Annotated in this window: 17 protein-coding genes; 8 read left to right on the forward strand and 9 right to left on the reverse strand. The window is 72.5% G+C overall.

Going from position 1 to position 17,774, the window contains the following annotated elements; genetic code table 11:
* Positions 1-106 precede the first annotated feature (106 nt).
* On the reverse strand, positions 107-1,342 hold the full coding sequence (locus tag AC07F0_RS32565) for an exo-beta-N-acetylmuramidase NamZ family protein (protein ID WP_478983572.1): 1,236 nt from the start codon (positions 1,340-1,342) through the stop codon (positions 107-109).
* A 173-nt stretch (positions 1,343-1,515) separates the two neighbouring features.
* Between AC07F0_RS32565 and AC07F0_RS32570 the strand changes: the two genes are divergently transcribed.
* Genes AC07F0_RS32570 through AC07F0_RS32580 form a run of 3 tightly spaced genes read left to right on the forward strand, consistent with a single transcriptional unit; the run spans position 1,516 to position 4,572 of the window.
* Positions 1,516-2,289 (forward strand): SDR family oxidoreductase, encoded by a 774-nt coding sequence (locus AC07F0_RS32570; protein ID WP_478983573.1) that lies wholly within the window; start codon positions 1,516-1,518, stop codon positions 2,287-2,289.
* Positions 2,286-3,950 carry a class I adenylate-forming enzyme family protein gene (locus tag AC07F0_RS32575; protein WP_478983574.1) on the forward strand — a complete coding sequence of 555 codons (1,665 nt, stop codon included), beginning with the start codon at positions 2,286-2,288 and terminating at the stop codon, positions 3,948-3,950. The genes AC07F0_RS32570 and AC07F0_RS32575 overlap by 4 nt, the downstream gene beginning before the upstream one ends.
* A gap of 28 nt (positions 3,951-3,978) precedes the next feature.
* Positions 3,979-4,572: a TetR/AcrR family transcriptional regulator gene (locus AC07F0_RS32580; RefSeq protein ID WP_478983575.1), complete on the forward strand. Its 594-nt coding sequence runs from the start codon at positions 3,979-3,981 to the stop codon at positions 4,570-4,572.
* 325 nt (positions 4,573-4,897) lie between these two features.
* On the opposite strand, the gene AC07F0_RS32585 is transcribed toward AC07F0_RS32580, so the two are convergent.
* Both AC07F0_RS32585 and AC07F0_RS32590 read right to left on the reverse strand, forming a co-directional pair.
* Positions 4,898-6,112 carry an acyl-CoA dehydrogenase gene (locus AC07F0_RS32585; RefSeq protein WP_478983576.1) on the reverse strand — a complete coding sequence of 405 codons (1,215 nt, stop codon included), beginning with the start codon at positions 6,110-6,112 and terminating at the stop codon, positions 4,898-4,900.
* A 5-nt stretch (positions 6,113-6,117) separates the two neighbouring features.
* Positions 6,118-7,140 carry a phosphotransferase family protein gene (locus AC07F0_RS32590; RefSeq protein ID WP_478983577.1) on the reverse strand — a complete coding sequence of 341 codons (1,023 nt, stop codon included), beginning with the start codon at positions 7,138-7,140 and terminating at the stop codon, positions 6,118-6,120.
* Between the two features lie 198 nt (positions 7,141-7,338).
* On the opposite strand from AC07F0_RS32590, the gene AC07F0_RS32595 reads away from it, so the two are divergent.
* Positions 7,339-8,283, forward strand: coding sequence for an NADP-dependent oxidoreductase (locus AC07F0_RS32595; RefSeq protein WP_478983578.1), 945 nt, complete (start codon positions 7,339-7,341; stop codon positions 8,281-8,283).
* A gap of 921 nt (positions 8,284-9,204) precedes the next feature.
* Here the strand turns inward: AC07F0_RS32595 and AC07F0_RS32600 are convergent.
* The 4 genes from AC07F0_RS32600 to AC07F0_RS32615 all read right to left on the reverse strand — a co-directional run bounded on the left by AC07F0_RS32600 (position 9,205) and on the right by AC07F0_RS32615 (position 11,475).
* Positions 9,205-9,540: a DUF202 domain-containing protein gene (locus AC07F0_RS32600; RefSeq protein ID WP_478983579.1), complete on the reverse strand. Its 336-nt coding sequence runs from the start codon at positions 9,538-9,540 to the stop codon at positions 9,205-9,207.
* Complete coding sequence (locus AC07F0_RS32605) at positions 9,537-9,929, reverse strand: YidH family protein (RefSeq protein ID WP_306968393.1); 393 nt, start codon at positions 9,927-9,929, stop codon at positions 9,537-9,539. Before AC07F0_RS32605 ends, AC07F0_RS32600 begins: the two co-directional genes overlap by 4 nt.
* A gap of 76 nt (positions 9,930-10,005) precedes the next feature.
* The gene (locus tag AC07F0_RS32610) at positions 10,006-10,521 is read right to left on the reverse strand and encodes an NUDIX hydrolase (RefSeq protein WP_478983606.1); all 516 of its coding nucleotides are present in this window, start codon (positions 10,519-10,521) and stop codon (positions 10,006-10,008) included.
* Between the two features lie 48 nt (positions 10,522-10,569).
* A complete protein-coding gene (locus AC07F0_RS32615; protein WP_478983580.1) occupies positions 10,570-11,475 on the reverse strand; it encodes a DMT family transporter in 906 nt (301 codons plus the stop codon).
* 365 nt (positions 11,476-11,840) lie between these two features.
* On the opposite strand from AC07F0_RS32615, the gene AC07F0_RS32620 reads away from it, so the two are divergent.
* The 4 genes from AC07F0_RS32620 to AC07F0_RS32635 all read left to right on the forward strand — a co-directional run bounded on the left by AC07F0_RS32620 (position 11,841) and on the right by AC07F0_RS32635 (position 15,798).
* Positions 11,841-12,791 (forward strand): hypothetical protein, encoded by a 951-nt coding sequence (locus AC07F0_RS32620; protein ID WP_478983581.1) that lies wholly within the window; start codon positions 11,841-11,843, stop codon positions 12,789-12,791.
* A 36-nt stretch (positions 12,792-12,827) separates the two neighbouring features.
* Positions 12,828-14,363 carry an APC family permease gene (locus AC07F0_RS32625; protein WP_478983582.1) on the forward strand — a complete coding sequence of 512 codons (1,536 nt, stop codon included), beginning with the start codon at positions 12,828-12,830 and terminating at the stop codon, positions 14,361-14,363.
* Positions 14,364-14,474: 111 nt separating this feature from the next.
* Complete coding sequence (locus AC07F0_RS32630; RefSeq protein ID WP_478983607.1) at positions 14,475-15,200, forward strand: molybdopterin-dependent oxidoreductase; 726 nt, start codon at positions 14,475-14,477, stop codon at positions 15,198-15,200.
* Positions 15,184-15,798, forward strand: a complete 615-nt coding sequence (locus AC07F0_RS32635; protein ID WP_399412359.1) for a cytochrome b/b6 domain-containing protein — start codon at positions 15,184-15,186, stop codon at positions 15,796-15,798. The genes AC07F0_RS32630 and AC07F0_RS32635 overlap by 17 nt, the downstream gene beginning before the upstream one ends.
* Before the next feature lie 149 nt (positions 15,799-15,947).
* Here the strand turns inward: AC07F0_RS32635 and AC07F0_RS32640 are convergent, their stop codons facing one another.
* Both AC07F0_RS32640 and AC07F0_RS32645 read right to left on the reverse strand, forming a co-directional pair.
* Entirely contained in the window at positions 15,948-16,979 is a 1,032-nt protein-coding gene (locus tag AC07F0_RS32640) for an L-idonate 5-dehydrogenase (protein WP_478983583.1), read from the reverse strand.
* Between the two features lie 20 nt (positions 16,980-16,999).
* Positions 17,000-17,764 carry an SDR family oxidoreductase gene (locus AC07F0_RS32645; protein ID WP_478983584.1) on the reverse strand — a complete coding sequence of 255 codons (765 nt, stop codon included), beginning with the start codon at positions 17,762-17,764 and terminating at the stop codon, positions 17,000-17,002.
* Positions 17,765-17,774: the final 10 nt, after the last annotated feature.

The raw sequence follows: 17,774 nt of genomic DNA on the forward strand, positions 1-17,774 counted from the left end.
GACAGGCCCCCTGTTCCCCCGGGTTGCGCCGCGATGTGGTGCATCGTCCTGCCAACGGGGGAGCTTGGCCATACGTCACGGGCGCATTGGGCGCGCGCTGCCGCGCTCAGCGGTAGAGGAGGTACTTCCGCCGCATCCTCCGGAACGCCGCCAGCTCCTCCTGCCACCCCGCCACGACCTCGTCGGTGTCCGCGCCCGCGTCGATCATCGTGCGCACGCGCGCGGAGCCGGTGAGCTTGTCGATCCAGTTGTCGGGGCGCCAGGCGAACCCGTCCCACACCTTCCGGGCGGTCACGAGCAGGGCGATCCCCGTCCGTACGGGATCGAAGACGTCCCGGTCGTGCACATGGACCTGCACACCGCCGATCGTCCTGCCCTGGAACTTCGAGAAGGTGGGCGCGAAGTACGCCTCCCTGAAACGCACGCCGGGCAGGGCGAGTCCGTTCGCGGCGGCGGCCCAGCGCCGGTCGATGCCCTCGGCGCCGAGCAGTTCGAACGGCCGGGTCGTGCCGCGCCCCTCCGACAGGTTCGTGCCCTCGAACAAGCAGGTCCCCGAGAAGACCAGGGCCGTCTCCGGCGTCGGCATGTTCGGGCTGGGCGGCACCCAGGGCAGCCCCGAGGCGTCGTAGAAGTCCGAGCGCTTCCAGCCCGACATCGGCACGGTCTCCAGCGGTACGGGCCGCGTCAGGAACTCCCCGTTGAACAGCCGCGCCAGTTCGGCGACGGTCATGCCGTGCGCCTGGGAGATGGGCTGCCGCCCGACGAACGTGGCGAACTCCTTGTGCAGGACGGGCCCGAGGGCCGCACGGCCGGTCACCGGGTTGGGCCGGTCCAGGACCACGAACCGCTTGCCGGCGAGCTGCGCGGCCTCCATGCAGTCGTACAGGGTCCAGATGTACGTGTAGAAGCGGGCGCCGGCGTCCTGGATGTCGAACACGACCGTGTCCACGCCGGACGCGGTGAAGATGTCGGCGAGCGGCCGTCCGCTCTTGAGGTACGTGTCGTAGACGGGCAGGCCGGTCGCCGGGTCGTCGTAGCGGCCTTCGGAGCCGCCGGCCTGGGCGGTGCCGCGGAAGCCGTGTTCAGGGCCGAAGACGGCCCTTAAATCCACTCGGGTGTCTGCGTGCATGACGTCGACGATGTGGCCGACGTCGCGGGTGATGCCGGTGGGGTTGGTGACGATGCCGGTCTTCTGGCCGTCGAGCAGGGCATAGCCGTCGTGGGCGAGGCGTTCGAAGCCGGTGCGGAGTCGTCTGGGGCGTTGGGTTGTTGCCGCGGTTGTCGCGGGCAGTGACACAGCTGCCGTGGTTGTGGCCAACAGGCCTCGTCTGGACAGGTGCATGGGTGGCCTCCGTGATCCGTTGTGTGCCGCTTTCGTGGTGGCTGGTCGCGCCCACGCGGCGGAGCCGCAAATCGGTACAGCCCCGCGCCCCCAGGGTGCTGCCCCACCCCCTTCCCTGGTACATACCGACCGGTTAGTCTGGCGGTATTGCTGAGCCGCGTCTGAGGAGACCGATGGTGGGAGCCTTTCAAGGGGCTGGAGTCGTTGTCACGGGGGCCGGGGGCGGTATCGGAGCCGCACTCGCCCGGCGGTTCGCCGCCGAGGGGGCCCGGGTCGCCGTCAATGACCTGGACGCCGAGCGGGCCAAGCGCGTCGCGGACGAGGTCGGGGGTGTCGCCGTGCCCGGTGACGCCTCGGCGATCGTCGGCGAGGCCCGGGACGCGCTCGACGGGACCGTCGACGTGTACTGCGCCAACGCCGGTGTCGCCTTCGACGGCGTCGATTCCGGTCAGGCGCTGGACGAAAAGGCCTGGGCGACCTCCTGGGACGTGAACGTCATGGCGCACGTCCGGGCCGCTCATGAGCTGCTGCCCGCCTGGCTGGAGCGGGGCAGCGGCCGGTTCGTGTCCACCGTCTCCGCCGCCGGGCTGCTCACCATGATCGGCGCCGCGCCCTACGCCGTCACCAAGCACGGCGCGCTCGCCTTCGCCGAGTGGCTGTCGCTGACGTACCGGCACCGGGGCGTGAAGGTCCACGCCATCTGCCCGCAGGGCGTACGCACCGACATGCTGGCCGCCACCGGCAGCGCGGGCGACCTGGTGCTTCAGCCGACCGCGATCGAGCCGGAGGCCGTGGCGGACGCCCTGCTGAAGGCCATCGAGGAGGACCGCTTCCTCGTCCTGCCGCACCCCGAGGTCGCCGCGTACTCCCAGGCCCGGGCCGGCGACCCCGACCGCTGGCTGACCGGCATGAACCGCATCCAGCAGCAGTGGGAGGAGAACCGGTGACCGAGTCCCGTTACGCGACCAAACCCTGGCTGGACCTGCTGAACGACGCCCAGAAGGGCCCGATAAGCCCCGCCGGCTCCCTCGTGCACGCCCTGCGCCGGGCCGTGGCCGAGACGCCGGACGGCTACTTCCTGGCCTACTTCGACGGCCGCCTGACCTACCGGGAGGTCGACGAGCTCAGCGACTCCGTCGCCGGGCATCTCGCGGCGCGCGGCCTGGAGCGCGGCGACCGGGTCGCGGTCCTGCTCCAGAACTCCCCGCACTTCGTGCTCGCCGTGCTGGGCGCCTGGAAGGCGGGCGCGGTCGTCGTGCCCGTCAACCCGATGTACAAGTCGGGCGAGGTGACCCACGTCCTGCGCGACGGCGAGGTCACCGCGCTGATCTGCTCGGACCGGGCGTGGGAGTCGTATCTGCGCGAGACGGCGGCCCACTCGCCCGTGCGGATCGTGCTCACCGGCTGTGAGCTGGACTTCCAGACGCGGGGCGACGCGCGCGTGCTGACCTTCGAGCGGCTGCCGCAGGCCCCGGACGCCGACGACCTGGTGACCGTGGCGCGGGCCGGGCACAAGGCGCCGAGGGACCGGGACCCCGACCCTTCCGGCATCGCGCTGATCAGCTACACCTCGGGCACCAGCGGCACGCCCAAGGGCGCCACCAACACGCACGGCAACATCATGTACAACGCCGAGCGGCAGCGGACCGGCCTGGGGCTGCCCGAGCGGCCCGTCTACTTCGCGCTGGCGCCGCTGTTCCACATCACCGGCATGGTCTGCCAGTTCGGTGCCTGCCTGAGCAGCGCGGGCACGCTCGTGCTGGCCTACCGCTTCGAGGCGGGAGTGGTCCTCGACGCGTTCGCCGAGCACCGCCCGCACTACACCGTCGGCCCGTCGACGGCGTTCATGGCGCTGGCCGCGCACCCGTCCGTCACCCGCGATCACTTCTCCTCCTTCCGGGTGATCTCCTCCGGCGGCGCCCCGCTGCCGCCCGCGCTGGTGGAGAAGTTCCGAGCGGACTTCGGGCCGTACATTCGCAACGGCTACGGACTGACCGAGTGCACCGCGCCCTGCGCCTCCGTGCCGCCCGGTCTGGAGGCGCCCGTCGACCCGGTCTCCGGGACCCTCGCGGTCGGCCTGCCCGGCCCCGACACGGTCGTACGGATCGTCGACGACAACGGCGACGAGGTGCCGTTCGGCGAGCAGGGCGAGATCGTCGTCCGGGGGCCGCAGGTCGTGCCCGGCTACTGGCGGCGCCCCGACGCCACCGCCGAGACGTTCCCCGGCGGCGAACTGCGCACCGGCGACATCGGCTTCATGGACGAGCAGGGCTGGCTGTACGTCGTCGACCGCAAGAAGGACATGATCAACGCGTCCGGCTTCAAGGTGTGGCCGCGCGAGGTCGAGGACGTGCTCTACACGCACCCGGCGGTGCGCGAGGCCGCCGTCGTGGGCGTGCCGGACGGGTATCGCGGGGAGACCGTCAAGGCGTACATCAGCCTGCGTCCGGATGCCGACACGGACCCGGATGCACTCGCCGTCTACTGCAAGGAGAGACTGGCCGCCTACAAATACCCGCGCCAGGTGGAGATCCTGCCGGACTTGCCGAAGACGGCCAGTGGGAAGATCCTCCGTCGGGAGCTTCGTTCCCGGACGCAAGGCAACTGACAGCAGTACGGAAAGGCAGGTGGCGGCAGTGCCCAGGACGACGGACTCGGACGGCACCCCCGTACCTCAGCGGCTCCTGGCCGCCGCCACCCGGCTCTTCGCCGAGCAGGGCTACGACCGCACCTCGGTGCAGGAGATCGTCGAGGCGGCCGGGGTCACCAAGGGGGCGCTGTACCACTACTTCGGCTCCAAGGACGACCTTCTGCACGAGGTGTACGCGCGCGTGCTGCGCATCCAGCAGGAGAGACTGGACGCCGTCGCGGGCGCCGACGAGCCGGTGGAGAAGCGGTTGCGGGCCGCGGCCGCGGACGTCGTGGTGACGACGATCGACAACCTCGACGACGCGATGATCTTCTGGCGGTCCATGCACCATCTGAGCCCCGAGAAGAACAAGCAGGTCCGCGCCGAGCGCCGCCGCTACCACGAGCGCTTCCGCGCGTTGGTCGAGGAGGGCCAGCAGTCGGGCGTCTTCTCCAAGGCGACCCCGGCGGACTTGGTCGTCGACTACCACTTCGGCTCGGTCCACCACCTGTCGACGTGGTACCGCCCCGAGGGCCCGATGAGCCCCCAGCAGGTAGCCGACCACCTGGCGGACTTGCTCCTACGAGCCCTGCGCCCGTAACCGCACCCAGGGGGCTCAGCCCCCCCGGCCTATGCCCACCCACCACCCGAATCGGCCGACCAGGCGGCCCGGCTCGAACCCCGGCCGAGCCACGCCCAGCTCGTCCGAGGGATCGGCCGGCCGGGCTTGAAACGCCGGGCTGACTCACTTCCTCCAGCCCGTCCGGCGTTTGAGGACGAGGCCGTTCAGGCCGAAGGGGGGTCCGGGGCGGTAGCCCCGGTGGGGGTGCAGGGGGCGCAGCCCCCAGCGGGGTCGAAGGAGCGGAGCCCCTGGGGATGGGACGGGTAGGGGCGGCGGGGGCGAGAACCCCCGGCCGCCCGCCGCGTCACACGTACCGCTTCAACTCCCGCCGCGCCAGCGACCGCTGATGCACCTCGTCCGGCCCATCCGCGATCATCAGCGTCCGCGCCCCCGCGTACAGCTCCGCCAACGGGAAGTCCTGGCTCACACCCCCCGCCCCGTGCAACTGAATCGCCCGGTCGAGAATGTCCACCACCGCCCGAGGCGTAGCGATCTTGATCGACTGGATCTCGGTGTGCGCCCCCTTGTTCCCCACCGTGTCCATCAGCCACGCGGTCTTCAGCACCAGCAGCCGCAACTGCTCCACGGTCACCCGCGCATCCGCGATCCAGTTGTGCACTACACCCTGCTGGGCCAGCGCCTTCCCGAAGGCAGTCCGGGACACCGCCCGCCGGCACATCAGCTCGATCGCCCGCTCCGCCATCCCGATCAGCCGCATGCAGTGGTGGATCCGGCCGGGCCCGAGCCGCGCCTGCGCGATGGCGAAGCCGCCGCCCTCCTCGCCGATGAGGTTCGACGCCGGCACGCGCGCGTGGTCGAAGATCACCTCGGCATGGCCGCCGTGGTAGTGGTCCTCGTAGCCGAAGACCTGCATCGCGCGCTCGATCGTCACACCCGGCGTGTCACGGGGGACCAGGATCATCGACTGCTGACGGCGGATGTCCGAACCCTCCGGGTCCGTCTTGCCCATCACGATGAAGATCTTGCAGTCCGGGTGCATCGCCCCGGAGATGTACCACTTGCGGCCCGTGACCACGTACTCGTCGCCGTCCCGCTCGATGTGCGTGGTGATGTTGGTGGCGTCCGAGGAGGCCACCTCCGGCTCGGTCATCGCGAACGCCGACCGGATCTCGCCCGCCAGCAGCGGCTCCAGCCACTGCTTGCGCTGCTGCTCGTCACCGAACTGGGTGAGCACCTCCATGTTGCCCGTGTCCGGTGCCGCGCAGTTCGTCACCGTCGGGGCGAGCTGCGGAGAGCGCCCCATGATCTCGGCGAGCGGCGCGTACTGGAGGTTGGTGAGCCCGGCGCCGTACTCGGAGTCCGGCAGGAAGAGGTTCCACAGGCCCTGCCTGCGCGCCTCGGCCTTCAGCTCCTCGACCACGGCCGGGGTCTCCCACGGCGAGGCGAGCCGGGCCCGCTGCTCGTGCGCGACGGCCTCGGCCGGATAGACGTACTCGTCCATGAAGGCCAGCAGCCTGCCGCGCAGCTCCTCGGTGCGCGCGTCGAACGCGAAGTCCATGTCCGTCAGCCTTCCTGAAGGGTGGTGAGACCGTGCTCGATGAAGACGGGGACCAGATCGCCGATGCGGTCGAAGCCGCGCCCGACCGTCTGGCCCAGGGTGTAGCGGTAGTGGATGCCCTCCAGGATCACGGCGAGCTTGAACCAGGCGAACGCCGTGTACCAGGAGACCGCGGAGACGTCGCGCCCCGAGCGCGTGGCGTACCGCTCGATCAGCTCGGCCGGGTCCGGGTGCCCGGGCGCCTCCGCCGTCGTGGAGACGGGGGAGTCAGGGGCCTCGAGCGGCAGGCTGTACATCGCCAGCAGGCCCAGGTCGGTGAGCGGGTCGCCCAGGGTGGACATCTCCCAGTCGAGGATCGCCTTGATGCGGTCGTCCTCGCCGATCAGGACGTTGTCCAGCCGGTAGTCGCCGTGCACCACGGCCGGGGCGGGAGAGGAGGGCAGCCGCCGGCCGAGCGTCGCGTGCAGCTCGTCGATCCCCGCCAGCTCGCGGTTGCGGGAGGCGTCCAGCTGCTTGCCCCAGCGCCGCAGCTGCCGGTCCAGGAAGCCCTCGGGACGGCCGAAGTCGGCGAGGCCCACCTCGCCCGGGTCCACCGCGTGCAACTCCACCAGCGCGTCCACCAGGTTCAGCACCGCGCCCCGGGTGCGCTCCGGACCGAGCGGGGCGAGCTGCTCGGCCGTGCGGTACGGGGTGCCCTCGACGAACTCCATGACGTAGAACGGCGCGCCGAGCACCTCCTCGTCCTCGCACAGCAGCACCGGCCGCGGAACCGGCACGGCGGTCGGGTACAGCGCGCTGATCACCCGGTGCTCGCGCTTCATGTCGTGCGCGGTGGCCAGGACATGGCCGAGCGGGGGCCGTCGTACGACCCACCGGGAGGTGCCGTCGGAGACGGCGTAGGTGAGGTTCGACCGTCCGCCCTCGATCAGCCGGCCGGACAGTGCGCCGCTCACCAGGCCGGGCCGCTCGCGGTCGAGCAGGCCGCGCAGCCGGTCCAGGTCGAGTCCGGGCGGGTGGTCGGGGCTCATGCGTCGCTCCTACGGGCAGGTGAACAGTTCCCGACTCATGATGCCGACCGGTCGGTATGTCGTCCAGAGCGGGGCCGAAACGTGATCGGAGCCACGATAGGCCGACGACTCCCTCCATGGGGCGCCGGGAAGGTTTAGGTCGCTTCCTTCAGGCCATCCGGCTTGCGTGCCGCGCGGCGAGCTTGGAGGGTCGGATCCATGAAGGCGATCAGCTACTCACGGTACGGCGGACCCGAGGTGCTGGCGTTCGGGGAGATCCGTGATCCCAAGGTCGGCCCGGACTCGGTGCTGGTGAAGGTGCGGGCGGCGTCCGTGAACCCCGTCGACTGGAAGGCCCGCGAGGGCTACCTCGACGGACTCTTCCAAGCCGCGTTCCCGGTGGTGCCCGGCTGGGACGTCTCGGGGGTCGTCGTACGGCCCGGGGTGGCGGTCTCGGAGTTCGACGTCGGGGACGAGGTCATCGGGTACGTGCGCGAGGACTTCCTCTCGCGCGGCACCTTCGCCGAGTACGTGGCCGCGCCCCTGCGCACCCTCGCGCGCAAGCCGCGCAACCTCTCCTTCGAGGAGGCGGCCGGACTGCCGCTGGTCGGGCTCACCGCCTACCAGGTGCTGCTCAAGGTGCTCCAGGTGAAGCGAGGCGAGACGGTGCTGGTGCACGCCGCGGCCGGCGGGGTCGGCTCGATCGCCGTGCAACTCGCCGTCCACCTCGGCGCCCGGGTGATCGGTACGGCGAGCGAGCCCAACCACGACTTCGTGCGCGGCCTCGGCGGGGAGCCGGTCACGTACGGCGAGGGCCTGGGCGAGCGCGTGCGCGGGCTGGCGCCCGAGGGGGTGGACGCGGTGTTCGACACGGTCGGCGCGGACGCGCTGAAGGTCTCGGCGAACCTGCTGGCCCCCGAGGGCCGTCTGGTGTCGATCGCCGACACCGACGTCGTGAACTACGGCGGCCGCTACTACTTCGTCCGCCCCGACGCCGAGGACCTCCGGCGGCTGTCGGAACTGGCGGAACAGGGCGTGGTGAGCGTGCACGTCTCCGAGACGTTCCCGCTGGAACGAGCGGCGGACGCGCACCGGCTCAACGAGGAGGGCCGGACGCGCGGCAAGATCGTTGTGACGATCGACTGGGAGCCGGAGGAGCCGTAGCCACCGGCCGGCGCCTTGCTCCCCGAGCCTTCGCACTCGGCCGGGCCCTGTCTCGGTGCCGCACGGACGTACGCGCGCGGCCCCGCCCGACGCGCGGCGGCCAGTCGCCTGCGGTGCCCGGCCCTGCCCGGCGCGTGGCCCCGCCCGGCGTGGCGCCGGCGGCCAGTGCGCGGCACTCGCGTGCGGCGCCCGGCGGTCAGCCGACCGTGGTGCGTGGCCTGGCCCGGTGCGCGGCTCCGGCCGGCGCTGGCAGTGTGCGGTGCGTGGCACTCGCGTGCGGCCCCCGACAGTCAGCCGCCTGCCGTGTGTGGCCCCGTCCGGCGTGGCGCCGGGGTGTCCCGGGGTGTGGCGTGGTGGCCGGTGCCCGGCACCCGCCCGCGGCCCCCGGCGGTCAGTCGCCTGCGGTGCCCGGCCCTGCCCGGCGCGTGGCCCCGCCCGGCGTGGCGCCGGCGGCCAGTGCGCGGCACTCGCGTGCGGCGCCCGGCGGTCAGCCGACCGTGGTGCGTGGCCTGGCCCGGTGCGCGGCTCCGGCCGGCGCTGGCAGTGTGCGGTGCGTGGCACTCGCGTGCGGCACCCGACAGTCAGCCGCCTGCCGTGTGTGGCCCCGTCCGGCGTGGCGCCGGGGTGTCCCGGGGTGTGGCGTGGCGGCCGGTGCCCGGCACCCGCCCGCGGCCCCCGGCGGTCAGTCGCCTGCGGTGCCCGGCCCTGCCCGGCGCGTGGCCCCGCCCGGCGTGGCGCCGGCGGCCAGTGCGCGGCACTCGCGTGCGGCACCCGACAGTCAGCCGCCTGCCGTGTATGGCCCCGTCCGGCGCGGCGCCGGGGTGTCCCGGGGTGCGGCGCGGCGGCCAGTGGCCGGCACTCGCCCGGCCCCCGGCGGGCAGCCGCCCGCGGCCCCCGGCGGCCAGCCGCCCGCGCCCCGTCCTAGAGGACGAGTCCCGCCCCGCACACCGCCATCGCGAGCGTGCACAGCACCGCGGCCGTGGCGTGGCGCGGCGCGAAGGCCTCGGGGCTGGGCGTGGCCGCGAGCGTGCGGATGCGGCGGTGGGCGATGGTGAGGAAGCCCAGCCACAGGACGCAGCACAGTGCGCAGGCGACGATCCTGGGGGCAGACGTCCCGCCGTGCAGCGCGGTCTTCACGGCGAGCACGGCGGCGGCCGTGCCCGACAGCGTCGTACGCCGCCACGCGAGCCGGGTCCGCTCGGGTTGCAGCCCGGGGTCGCGGTCGGGGTCCTGCCGACGGGCCGCCGGTGCGTTCACCCCTCCCACCCCACCAGCACCACGACGACCATGGCGAGGGCCACGATCGCGACGACGAGGCTCAGCACCGCCGGGAACCGGGACACCGGAAGGTCCTCGCCCCGGCGCATGGCCCGCTCGCAGCGGACCCAGTGGTTGACCGCGCGCAGCGCGCACAGCACGCCCGCGGCCAGCAGCGCGAGCGCCAGCCCCACCCGCCAGCCCCAGCGCAGGTCCGGCAGGAACTGGTCCACGGCGAAGCCGCCGCCGATCAGCGCCATGGCGGTGCGCAGCCAGGCCAGGAAGGTGCGTTCGTTCGCCAGCGAGAACCGGTAGTCCGGCGTCTCACCGTCCCGCCGCACCTCCGCCGGCGCGAACCACAAACGGACGTTCCGTACGAACTCGATCACGTGCGCGACCCTACCGGGGGCGTCGTCACCGGGCGCTGCCGGTGCCGCCCCCGCCTCGCGGCGGCCTCCTCAGCCCTCAGCCCGTCGACCGAAACGCCACGAGCCGCTCGTACGCCGCCAGCCCGTCCGGCACCCACTCCCAGTCGCCCAGCCGCCGCCGCACCTCCTCCTCGGGCAGGAAGTCGTGCCAGGCCACCTCCTCGGCCTGCGGCTGGACCGGAAGGTCGCAGCGGACCTCGTACACCGCCGACCACCAGCTCTGCCCGGCGCCGTCGTCGTAGAGGAACTTGAAGAGGTACCGGGGGAGCGGCAGACCCGTCACGCCCAGTTCCTCCTCGGCCTCGCGCAGGGCCGCCGTGTCGTAGGCCTCGCCCGCGCCGACCACGCCGCCGACGAACATGTCATAGAGGGAGGGGAAGACCAGTTTGGTCGGCGTCCGCCGGTGCACGAAGATCCGGCCCTCGGCGTCCCGGGCCTGGATGAACACACAGCGGTGCCGCAGTCCCCGGGCGTAGGCCTCGCCCCGGGGCGACTGCCCGATGACCCGGTCGTTCTCGTCGACGATGTCGAGGATCTCGTCAGCCGGGCCCATGCCCTCGTCCACAGCATTCATGCCCTCATCCAAGCAGGGCGTGAGGCCTCACTGTGCCTGCGGCTGTGGCTGAAGCTGCCCCGCCGGGGCCCGCTCCGGCGCCCCCGTCGGCATGGCCGGATGCAGACCCAGCAGCACGATGCCGGCCACCACGCCCAGGAGGCCGCCCGCCTCCCAGCTCAAGGCCACGGTGTCGGTCCGCAGCCGGTCGCCCAGGAAGCCGACGCCGCAGATGATCCCGGCGATCGGCTGGGCCGCGGTGAGGGCCGGCAGCGACTTGCGCAGGGACGCGGTCTCGAAGGCGCTCTGCACGAGGACGAGCCCCGTGACGCCCAGCGCGAGGACGGCGTACGGCTGCCAGCCGGTCAGCAGCTCGGCGTAGCCGCCCTCGGAGAACTTCTCCCCGCTCACCCGCGTGAGCGCGTCCTGCACGCCGTAGAGGAGCCCGGCGCCCAGGGCCAGCAGCACCGGCCCGGAGTTCAGCCGGGAGCGCTTCGCGTGCGCGGTGAGCAGCAGGGCGAGCCCGATCATGGCCCCGATGATCAGCCACTGCCGGGTGGGATCGGCCGTCGCGGCGCCGCCCTGTGGCTCGCCCGCCACGATGAACGCGCTCACCCCGCCCGCCAGCAGCAGCAGGCCCGCCCAGCCCTGGCGGCCGAGCGGCTGCCGGGTCTGCCGACGGGACAGCGCGAGGGCGAACAGCAGGTTCGTCGCCAGCAGCGGCTCCACGAGCGACAGCTCGCCCTGCCCCAGCGCGGCCGCGCCCAGCGCCATGCCGACCACCATCAGCCCGATGCCGCCGAGCCAGCGCGGCACCTTCACCAGGTCGACCAGCAGCCGGAAGGACAGGAAGTCGTTGAGGGGGGCGCGCTGGGCCGCGTTCTGCTGAAGCACGAAACCGAAGCCCAGACAGCAAGCGGCGCTCACGGCGAGCACCAGTACCAGAACCGACACGCGGTGTACCTCGATCATCAGGTCGGGTCACGATGGCGTAGGGGCCGACTTTACCGGCCGGCTCCGTCCGGCGCGCCCGTACGTCATGCCATGGTGCGCGGTGGTGACCACCCAGCACTATGACGTACGCCACAAAGGGCGAAACGGAAAAATCGGATGCCCGTCCCGTCGCCCCCTGGGGGCTCGTCGATCACAAGATCCTCACAAGTGGCAGTAGTTGACGCGTGTAACGCCCTAGCGGCCCTTGACGTCAACCGTTGGCTGGGGGTTGGCTGTCCGTGATCAGCTCATGGCGAAGCGCACACACGCGCTCCCTCGACCGCCGTGAGCCGAAACACAAGAAGAGCGCGTGAGGAAGTTCCGCGGTGCCCCCACCCCCGCCTCCCCTCGGCCGTGGCCGCAGACGTGCGTCGCAGGCCTTCGACGAGGCCCTCGACGACGCCGACCTCGTGACCGCGCGCGCCGCGCTCGCGCAGGGCCGCTGGCAGAACGCCCGCTCCCTGCTGGTGCACACCGGAGACGACTGGGACCGGCGCGGCCACCGCGTCACCGTCCTCGCCCGGGAGTCCTACTGCGCCGCATGGGCCCGCGAGTGGCTGCTCGCCGAACCCGAGTCCGCCGACGCCTTGGTCCTGCTCGCCCTCGCCCAGGTCCGGCGCGCCCTGCACGGCAAGGGCAAGCCGGCCCGCGCCCGCGAGGCCTGCGCGACCGCCGCCGCCCGCGCCCCCGCCGACCCCACCCCCTGGCTCGGCCTGCTCCTGCTGGAGTGCGCGGCCGGCACCGACCAGGACGTGGTCCGGGCCTTCGAGCAGGTCCGCGCCCGGTACGCCGACCACCACCACGCCCACCATCTGATGGTCGCCCGGCTCGCCGGACGCCGCGCGGAGGCCGGCGAGGACCCGCTGCACGAGGTCTACGACTTCGCCAACTGGGCCGCAGAAGAGGCACCCGCAGACTCCCCGCTCGCGATTCTGCCGGTCATCGCGCACGCCGAGCGCTACCGCGTCCTGGCCGCCGCCGGGCACCAGCCCGCCGACCCGGCCGCCTCGGGCCACTGGACGGGCCGCCGCGCCCGGCAGGTGATGAAGGCCGCCTTCGACTGGTGGCTGGAGTGGGAGCTGGAGGGGCATCCGCGCCGGCTGATCGACCTGAACTTCCTCGCCCACGCCAAGTACTGCGAGGGCCGCGGCGCCGAGGCGGCCGCCCTCTTCCACCGGATCGGCCGCTACGCCACCCCGGCGCCCTGGTCGTACCCGGACCGCGACCCGCACACCGCCTTCGCCGCCGCCCGCGCCGGCGCGCTCGGCACGGCCTGACACCCCCGGAAATCCAGAAGTGAGGACCCTCTCCCGATGACCACGGACAGTTCGAGCACGAGCACATCCGCCGCCGGCGGCATCAGTACGTTCAAGGGGCAGGAGCGCGCCCTGCGCGCCGACCGGCTCGGCACCGGGGGCCTGCTGCTCTCCGTCCTCGCCGCGACCGCCCCGCTCATGGTGGTCGCGGGTGTCATGCCCACTACATTCGCGGTGATGGGCATCGTCGGCCAGCCACTGCTCTTCGTCGTCCTCGGCGTCGTCCTGATCCTGTTCAGCATCGGGTACGCCGAGATGAGCCGCCACGTCCACAACGCGGGCGCCTTCTACGCGTACATCTCGCGCGGCCTCGGCGGCACCGCCGGCGCGGGCGCCGCCCTGGTCGCCCTCGTCGCCTACAACGCGCTCCAGATCGGCATCTACGGCATCTTCGGCTTCGAGGTCTCCGGGCTCCTCGCCACCTACGCCGAGGTGGAGATCGCCTGGTGGATACCGGCGCTCGTGGCCGCGCTCGCCGTCGGTCTGCTGGGCTGGCTGAAGATCGACGTCAACGCGCGTGTGCTCGGGGTGCTGCTCGTCATCGAGGTGCTCCTGGTCGTGATCTTCGACGTCGCCGCCCTCGCCGATCCCGGTAAGGAAGGCCTCTCGCTGCACGCCTTCAACCCCGACACCCTCACCGGCGCGGGCGTCGGCACCGCGCTGTGCTTCTGCATCGCCGCGTTCCTCGGCTTCGAGCAGGCGCCGGTGTACGCCGAGGAGACCAGCCGCCCGCACGTCCTGGTGCCGCGCGTGATGTTCCTCGCCGTCGGCGGGGTCGCCGTCTTCTTCGCGCTGAGCAGCTGGGCCCTCACCGTCGCCACCGGCCCCGCCGCGATCGTCGGCACGGCCCAGAAGCAGAGCGCCGGACTGCTGTTCTTCCTCACCGAGTCCCGCCTCGGCGGCACCTTCACCGACGCCCTGCACGTCCTGTTCGTCACCGGCATGTTCGCCGCGCTGCTCAGCTTCCACAACGTCGTCGCCCGGTACGCCTTCGCCATGGGCCGCGAGGGCCTGCTGCCCGCCGCCTTCGGCCGCACCAGCGGCACCAGCGGCGCTCCCGGCACCGGCTCGCTGCTCCAGACCGTCGTGGCGGTCGTCGTCGTGGCCGCCTTCGCGATCGCCGACGACAGGCCGGTCGGCGACCCGACCGCGCCCGTCCTGCAGCTGTTCACCTGGTTCGGCAACATCGGCGCCCTCGGCGTGATCGTGCTGATGGCGGCGGCCTCCCTGTCCGTCGTCGTCTTCTTCGTCCGCCGGGGTGCCGCGGGCGCCCAGGCCTGGCGGCTGGTCACCTCCGCGCTGGCGGGCCTCGCCCTGCTGGTGATCGCCGGCTACACGGTGAAGGACTTCGAGGTCCTCGTCGGCGCCGGCCCCGACTCCTCGCTGAGCTGGGTGCTGCCCGGCATCATCGGCCTCGCCCTGGCCGCGGGCCTGGTCCTGGGCCTGGTGCTGCGCGCCCGCGCCCCCGAGATGCACGCCCGGATCGGGCTCGGCAACGAGGCGTTCCAGCTGGAGAAGGCGGCGTCGTCCTGACCCCGGCCGCGTAAGAAGTGGTTACGGAACTCTGACGAGCACCCGCGATCCCTGTCCTGACGGGGCCGCGGGTGTTCGAATGAGAACGTGAACGAGGACGTACATGAGGGCGTGAACGACGAACACCCCCCACAGCGGGGCACCCCGGTCGGCCGCCGCGTCTTCCTCGGCACCCTCGGCCTGGGCGCCCTCGGCGTGGTCGCCGCGCCCAAGCTGCAACGCGGCCTGGAGGGCTTCCTCGGCGGCGCCGCCGACAAGGACCCCACCGGCCTGACCGGTCTGCTCCCCAACGGCGGCGGCTTCCGCTACTACTCGGTCGCCTCGTCCGTTCCCCGCAAGAACGCCGACAGCTACCGCCTCACGATCGACGGCCTGGTCGACCGCCCCACCACCTACACCCTGGCCGACCTCAAGGCCCTGCCCCAGACCCGGATGGTCCGCGACGTCCAGTGCGTCACCGGCTGGCGCGTCCCCGACACCCCCTTCGAGGGCGTACGCCTGTCCCGCCTCCTGGACGCCGCCGAGGTCCGCCCCACCGCCAAGGCCATCCGCTTCACCTGCTTCGACGGCACCTACACCGAGAGCCTCACCCTCGACCAGGGCCGCCGCGCGGACGTCCTGGTCGCCCTGCGCATGCAGGACAAGGACCTCGGCCACTCCCACGGCGGCCCGGTCCGCCTCTACGTGGCGCCCATGTACTTCTACAAGTCCGCCAAGTGGCTCTCCGGCATCACCGTCACCGACGAGGTCCGGCCGGGCTACTGGGAGGAACGCGGCTACGACGTCGACGCCTGGGTGGGCCGCTCGAACGGACGCGACGATGAGCCTACGAGCTGAAGCCCCGGCCGGTGTCAGGCGCTTCAGCCGGACCGAGCGCTGGGTGCACCGCACGACGGCCGCGCTCATGGGCGTCTGCGTCCTGACGGCGGCCTGCCTCTACGTCCCCCAGCTCGCCGAACTCGTCGGCCGCCGCGAACTGGTCGTCCGCATCCACGAGTGGGCCGGCCTCGCCCTGCCCGTCCCGGTCCTGGCGGGCCTCACCTCTCGCGCCTTCCGCGCCGACCTGGGCCGCCTCAACCGCTTCGGCCCGCACGACCGGACCTGGCTGCGCGCCGCCCTGCACCGCGACAAGAGCCCCGCGTCCCGTCCGGCCGGCAAGTTCAACGCGGGCCAGAAGCTCTACGCGTCCTGGATCGCCGGCGCCACCCTCGTCATGCTCGGCACCGGCCTGATGATGTGGTTCACCCACCTCACCCCCCTGCTCTGGCGCACCAGCGCGACGTTCGTCCACGACTGGCTGGCCCTCACGATCGGCATAGTCCTGGCCGGCCACATCGGCATGGCCCTGGCGGACCCCGAATCCAGAAGAGGCATGCGCACGGGCTCGGTGAGCAGAGAGTGGGCGGACAGGGAGCACCCTCTATGGCGCCAGTAGGTCTCGCAGGGGCGCGGAACTGCGCGAACAACCACGACGCACCCGCAGCCGCCCGATCACCACACCTTCTACGGCGCTCAGGCCCAAGGGGCGCGGGGAACTGCGCGACAAGCCCCATCGCACCCGCACCCGCCCGACGACACCCATCCCTATGGCGCCACGGCGAAATCCAACAGCACCTTGCAAGACCGACTCCGATCCGCTGCCAGGGCAAAAGCGGACTCGGCATCAGCCACAGGCACCACCGCACTGACGAGCCCGTCGAACGCCCCTTCCCCCGCCAGCAGCTCCAACGCCTGATCGAACTCCCCGTCGAACCGAAACGCCCCCCGCAACTCGATCTCCCGACTCACCACAAGGTTCCCCGCAAACGCACTGTGCCCCGCCGGCAGCATCCCCAACTGCACGACGACCCCACCCCGCCGCACTCGCCGCAGACACGTGTCGAGCCCGGCAGCCACCCCCGACGCCTCGACCGCGACGTCCACGTCACAAGGCCACCCCGGGGCGTCAGGATCATCGGCCCGTACGAGAGCCCCGGCACCGGCGACCCGCGCGTACTCCAGCGCCTCGGGCAGCAGATCCGTGACAGTCACCCGGGAAGCCCCCGCCGCCTTCGCCGCCGCGACGACGAGACACCCGATGGGCCCCGCACCGGTCACCAGGACATGCCGCCCGGCCACCTCCTCGGCCCGCCGCACCGCGTGCAGCGCGACGGACAGCGGCTCGGCGAGCGCGGCCCGGCGCAGCTCCAGACCGTCCGGCAGGGCCCGCACCTGCTCGCAGGGCACGACGACCTGCGCCGCGAATCCGCCCTGCACATGCGGAAAACGCGCCGCGCTGCCCAGATACCGGGTGTCCCGGCAGATGTTCCGCCGCCCCTGCGTGCACTCCGGACACACCCCGCACGGGGTCGCCGGATGCACGGCGACGGCGGTACCCGGTGCCGGCCCCGACGCGCCGGCACCGTACCCGGCCACCGTCCCGACGACCTCGTGCCCGAGCACCATCGGTTCCCGGAGCCGGAAGTCGCCGACCCCGCCGTGCCGCCAGTAGTGCAGATCGGACCCGCACACCCCGCCGTACCGCACGGCGACCAGCGCCTGCCCCGGCCCGGGCTCGGGAACCGGCAACTCCGCCACGCGCAGGTCACCCTGACCGTGGATCACACAACCCAGCATCACAGCCTCCCGGCAGGTGGTCACAGCACGCTCGTCATACCGCCGTCGACGTACAGCACCTGCCCGCTGACGAAGTCGGCCGCGGGGGAGGCGAGGAACAGCACCCCGCCCACCAGATCCTGGGTGCGACCCCACCGGCCGGCCGGGGTGCGCCGCCGGACCCAGGCGCTGAACTCCTCGTCGTCGACCAGCGGCCGCGTCAGCTCCGTCTCGATGTAGCCCGGGCCGAGCCCGTTGACCTGCACACCGCTCGGCCCCCAGTCCGCGCACATGCCCTTGGTGAGCATCTTCAGCGCGCCCTTGGTGGCGGCGTACGGCGCGATCCCGGGCCGTACCACCTCGCTCTGCAGGGAGCAGATGTTGATGATCTTGCCGTGACCGCGTTCCGTCATCCGGCGCGCGGCCTCCCGGCCGACCAGGAAGGCACTGGTCAGATTGGTGTCGAGGATCCGGTGCCAGTCGGAGTCGGTGAACTCCAGCAGCGGGGCGCGCAGTTGCATGCCCGCGTTGTTGACGAGGATGTCGAGCGGGCCCACCCGCTCCTCGACGTCGGCGATGCCGACCGCCACCGACGGGCCGTCGGTCACGTCGAACGCCGCCGTGTGCACCCGGCCGCCGGGCAGTCCGGCGGCGGCCTCGGCGAGCCGGTCCTTGTCGCGTCCGTTCAGGACGACCGTGCAGCCGGCCTGAGCCAGACCATGGGCGAGCGCGAGTCCGATGCCCCGGCTGGAGCCGGTCACCAGCGCCGTACGTCCGCTGATGTCGAAGAGGGGGTGAGCCGTCATGGCCGTGGCA

Source organism: Streptomyces sp. NPDC045955, from assembly GCF_056430805.1.

Coding starts and splice junctions, on each gene's coding strand:
- AC07F0_RS32565 (WP_478983572.1), bottom strand. CDS start 1,342: ATGCACCTGTCCAGACGAGGCCTGTTGGCCACAACCACGGCAGCTGTG.
- AC07F0_RS32570 (WP_478983573.1), top strand. CDS start 1,516: ATGGTGGGAGCCTTTCAAGGGGCTGGAGTCGTTGTCACGGGGGCCGGG.
- AC07F0_RS32585 (WP_478983576.1), bottom strand. CDS start 6,112: ATGGACTTCGCGTTCGACGCGCGCACCGAGGAGCTGCGCGGCAGGCTG.
- AC07F0_RS32590 (WP_478983577.1), bottom strand. CDS start 7,140: ATGAGCCCCGACCACCCGCCCGGACTCGACCTGGACCGGCTGCGCGGC.
- AC07F0_RS32595 (WP_478983578.1), top strand. CDS start 7,339: ATGAAGGCGATCAGCTACTCACGGTACGGCGGACCCGAGGTGCTGGCG.
- AC07F0_RS32610 (WP_478983606.1), bottom strand. CDS start 10,521: ATGGGCCCGGCTGACGAGATCCTCGACATCGTCGACGAGAACGACCGG.
- AC07F0_RS32625 (WP_478983582.1), top strand. CDS start 12,828: ATGACCACGGACAGTTCGAGCACGAGCACATCCGCCGCCGGCGGCATC.
- AC07F0_RS32635 (WP_399412359.1), top strand. CDS start 15,184: ATGAGCCTACGAGCTGAAGCCCCGGCCGGTGTCAGGCGCTTCAGCCGG.
- AC07F0_RS32640 (WP_478983583.1), bottom strand. CDS start 16,979: ATGCTGGGTTGTGTGATCCACGGTCAGGGTGACCTGCGCGTGGCGGAG.
- AC07F0_RS32645 (WP_478983584.1), bottom strand. CDS start 17,764: ATGACGGCTCACCCCCTCTTCGACATCAGCGGACGTACGGCGCTGGTG.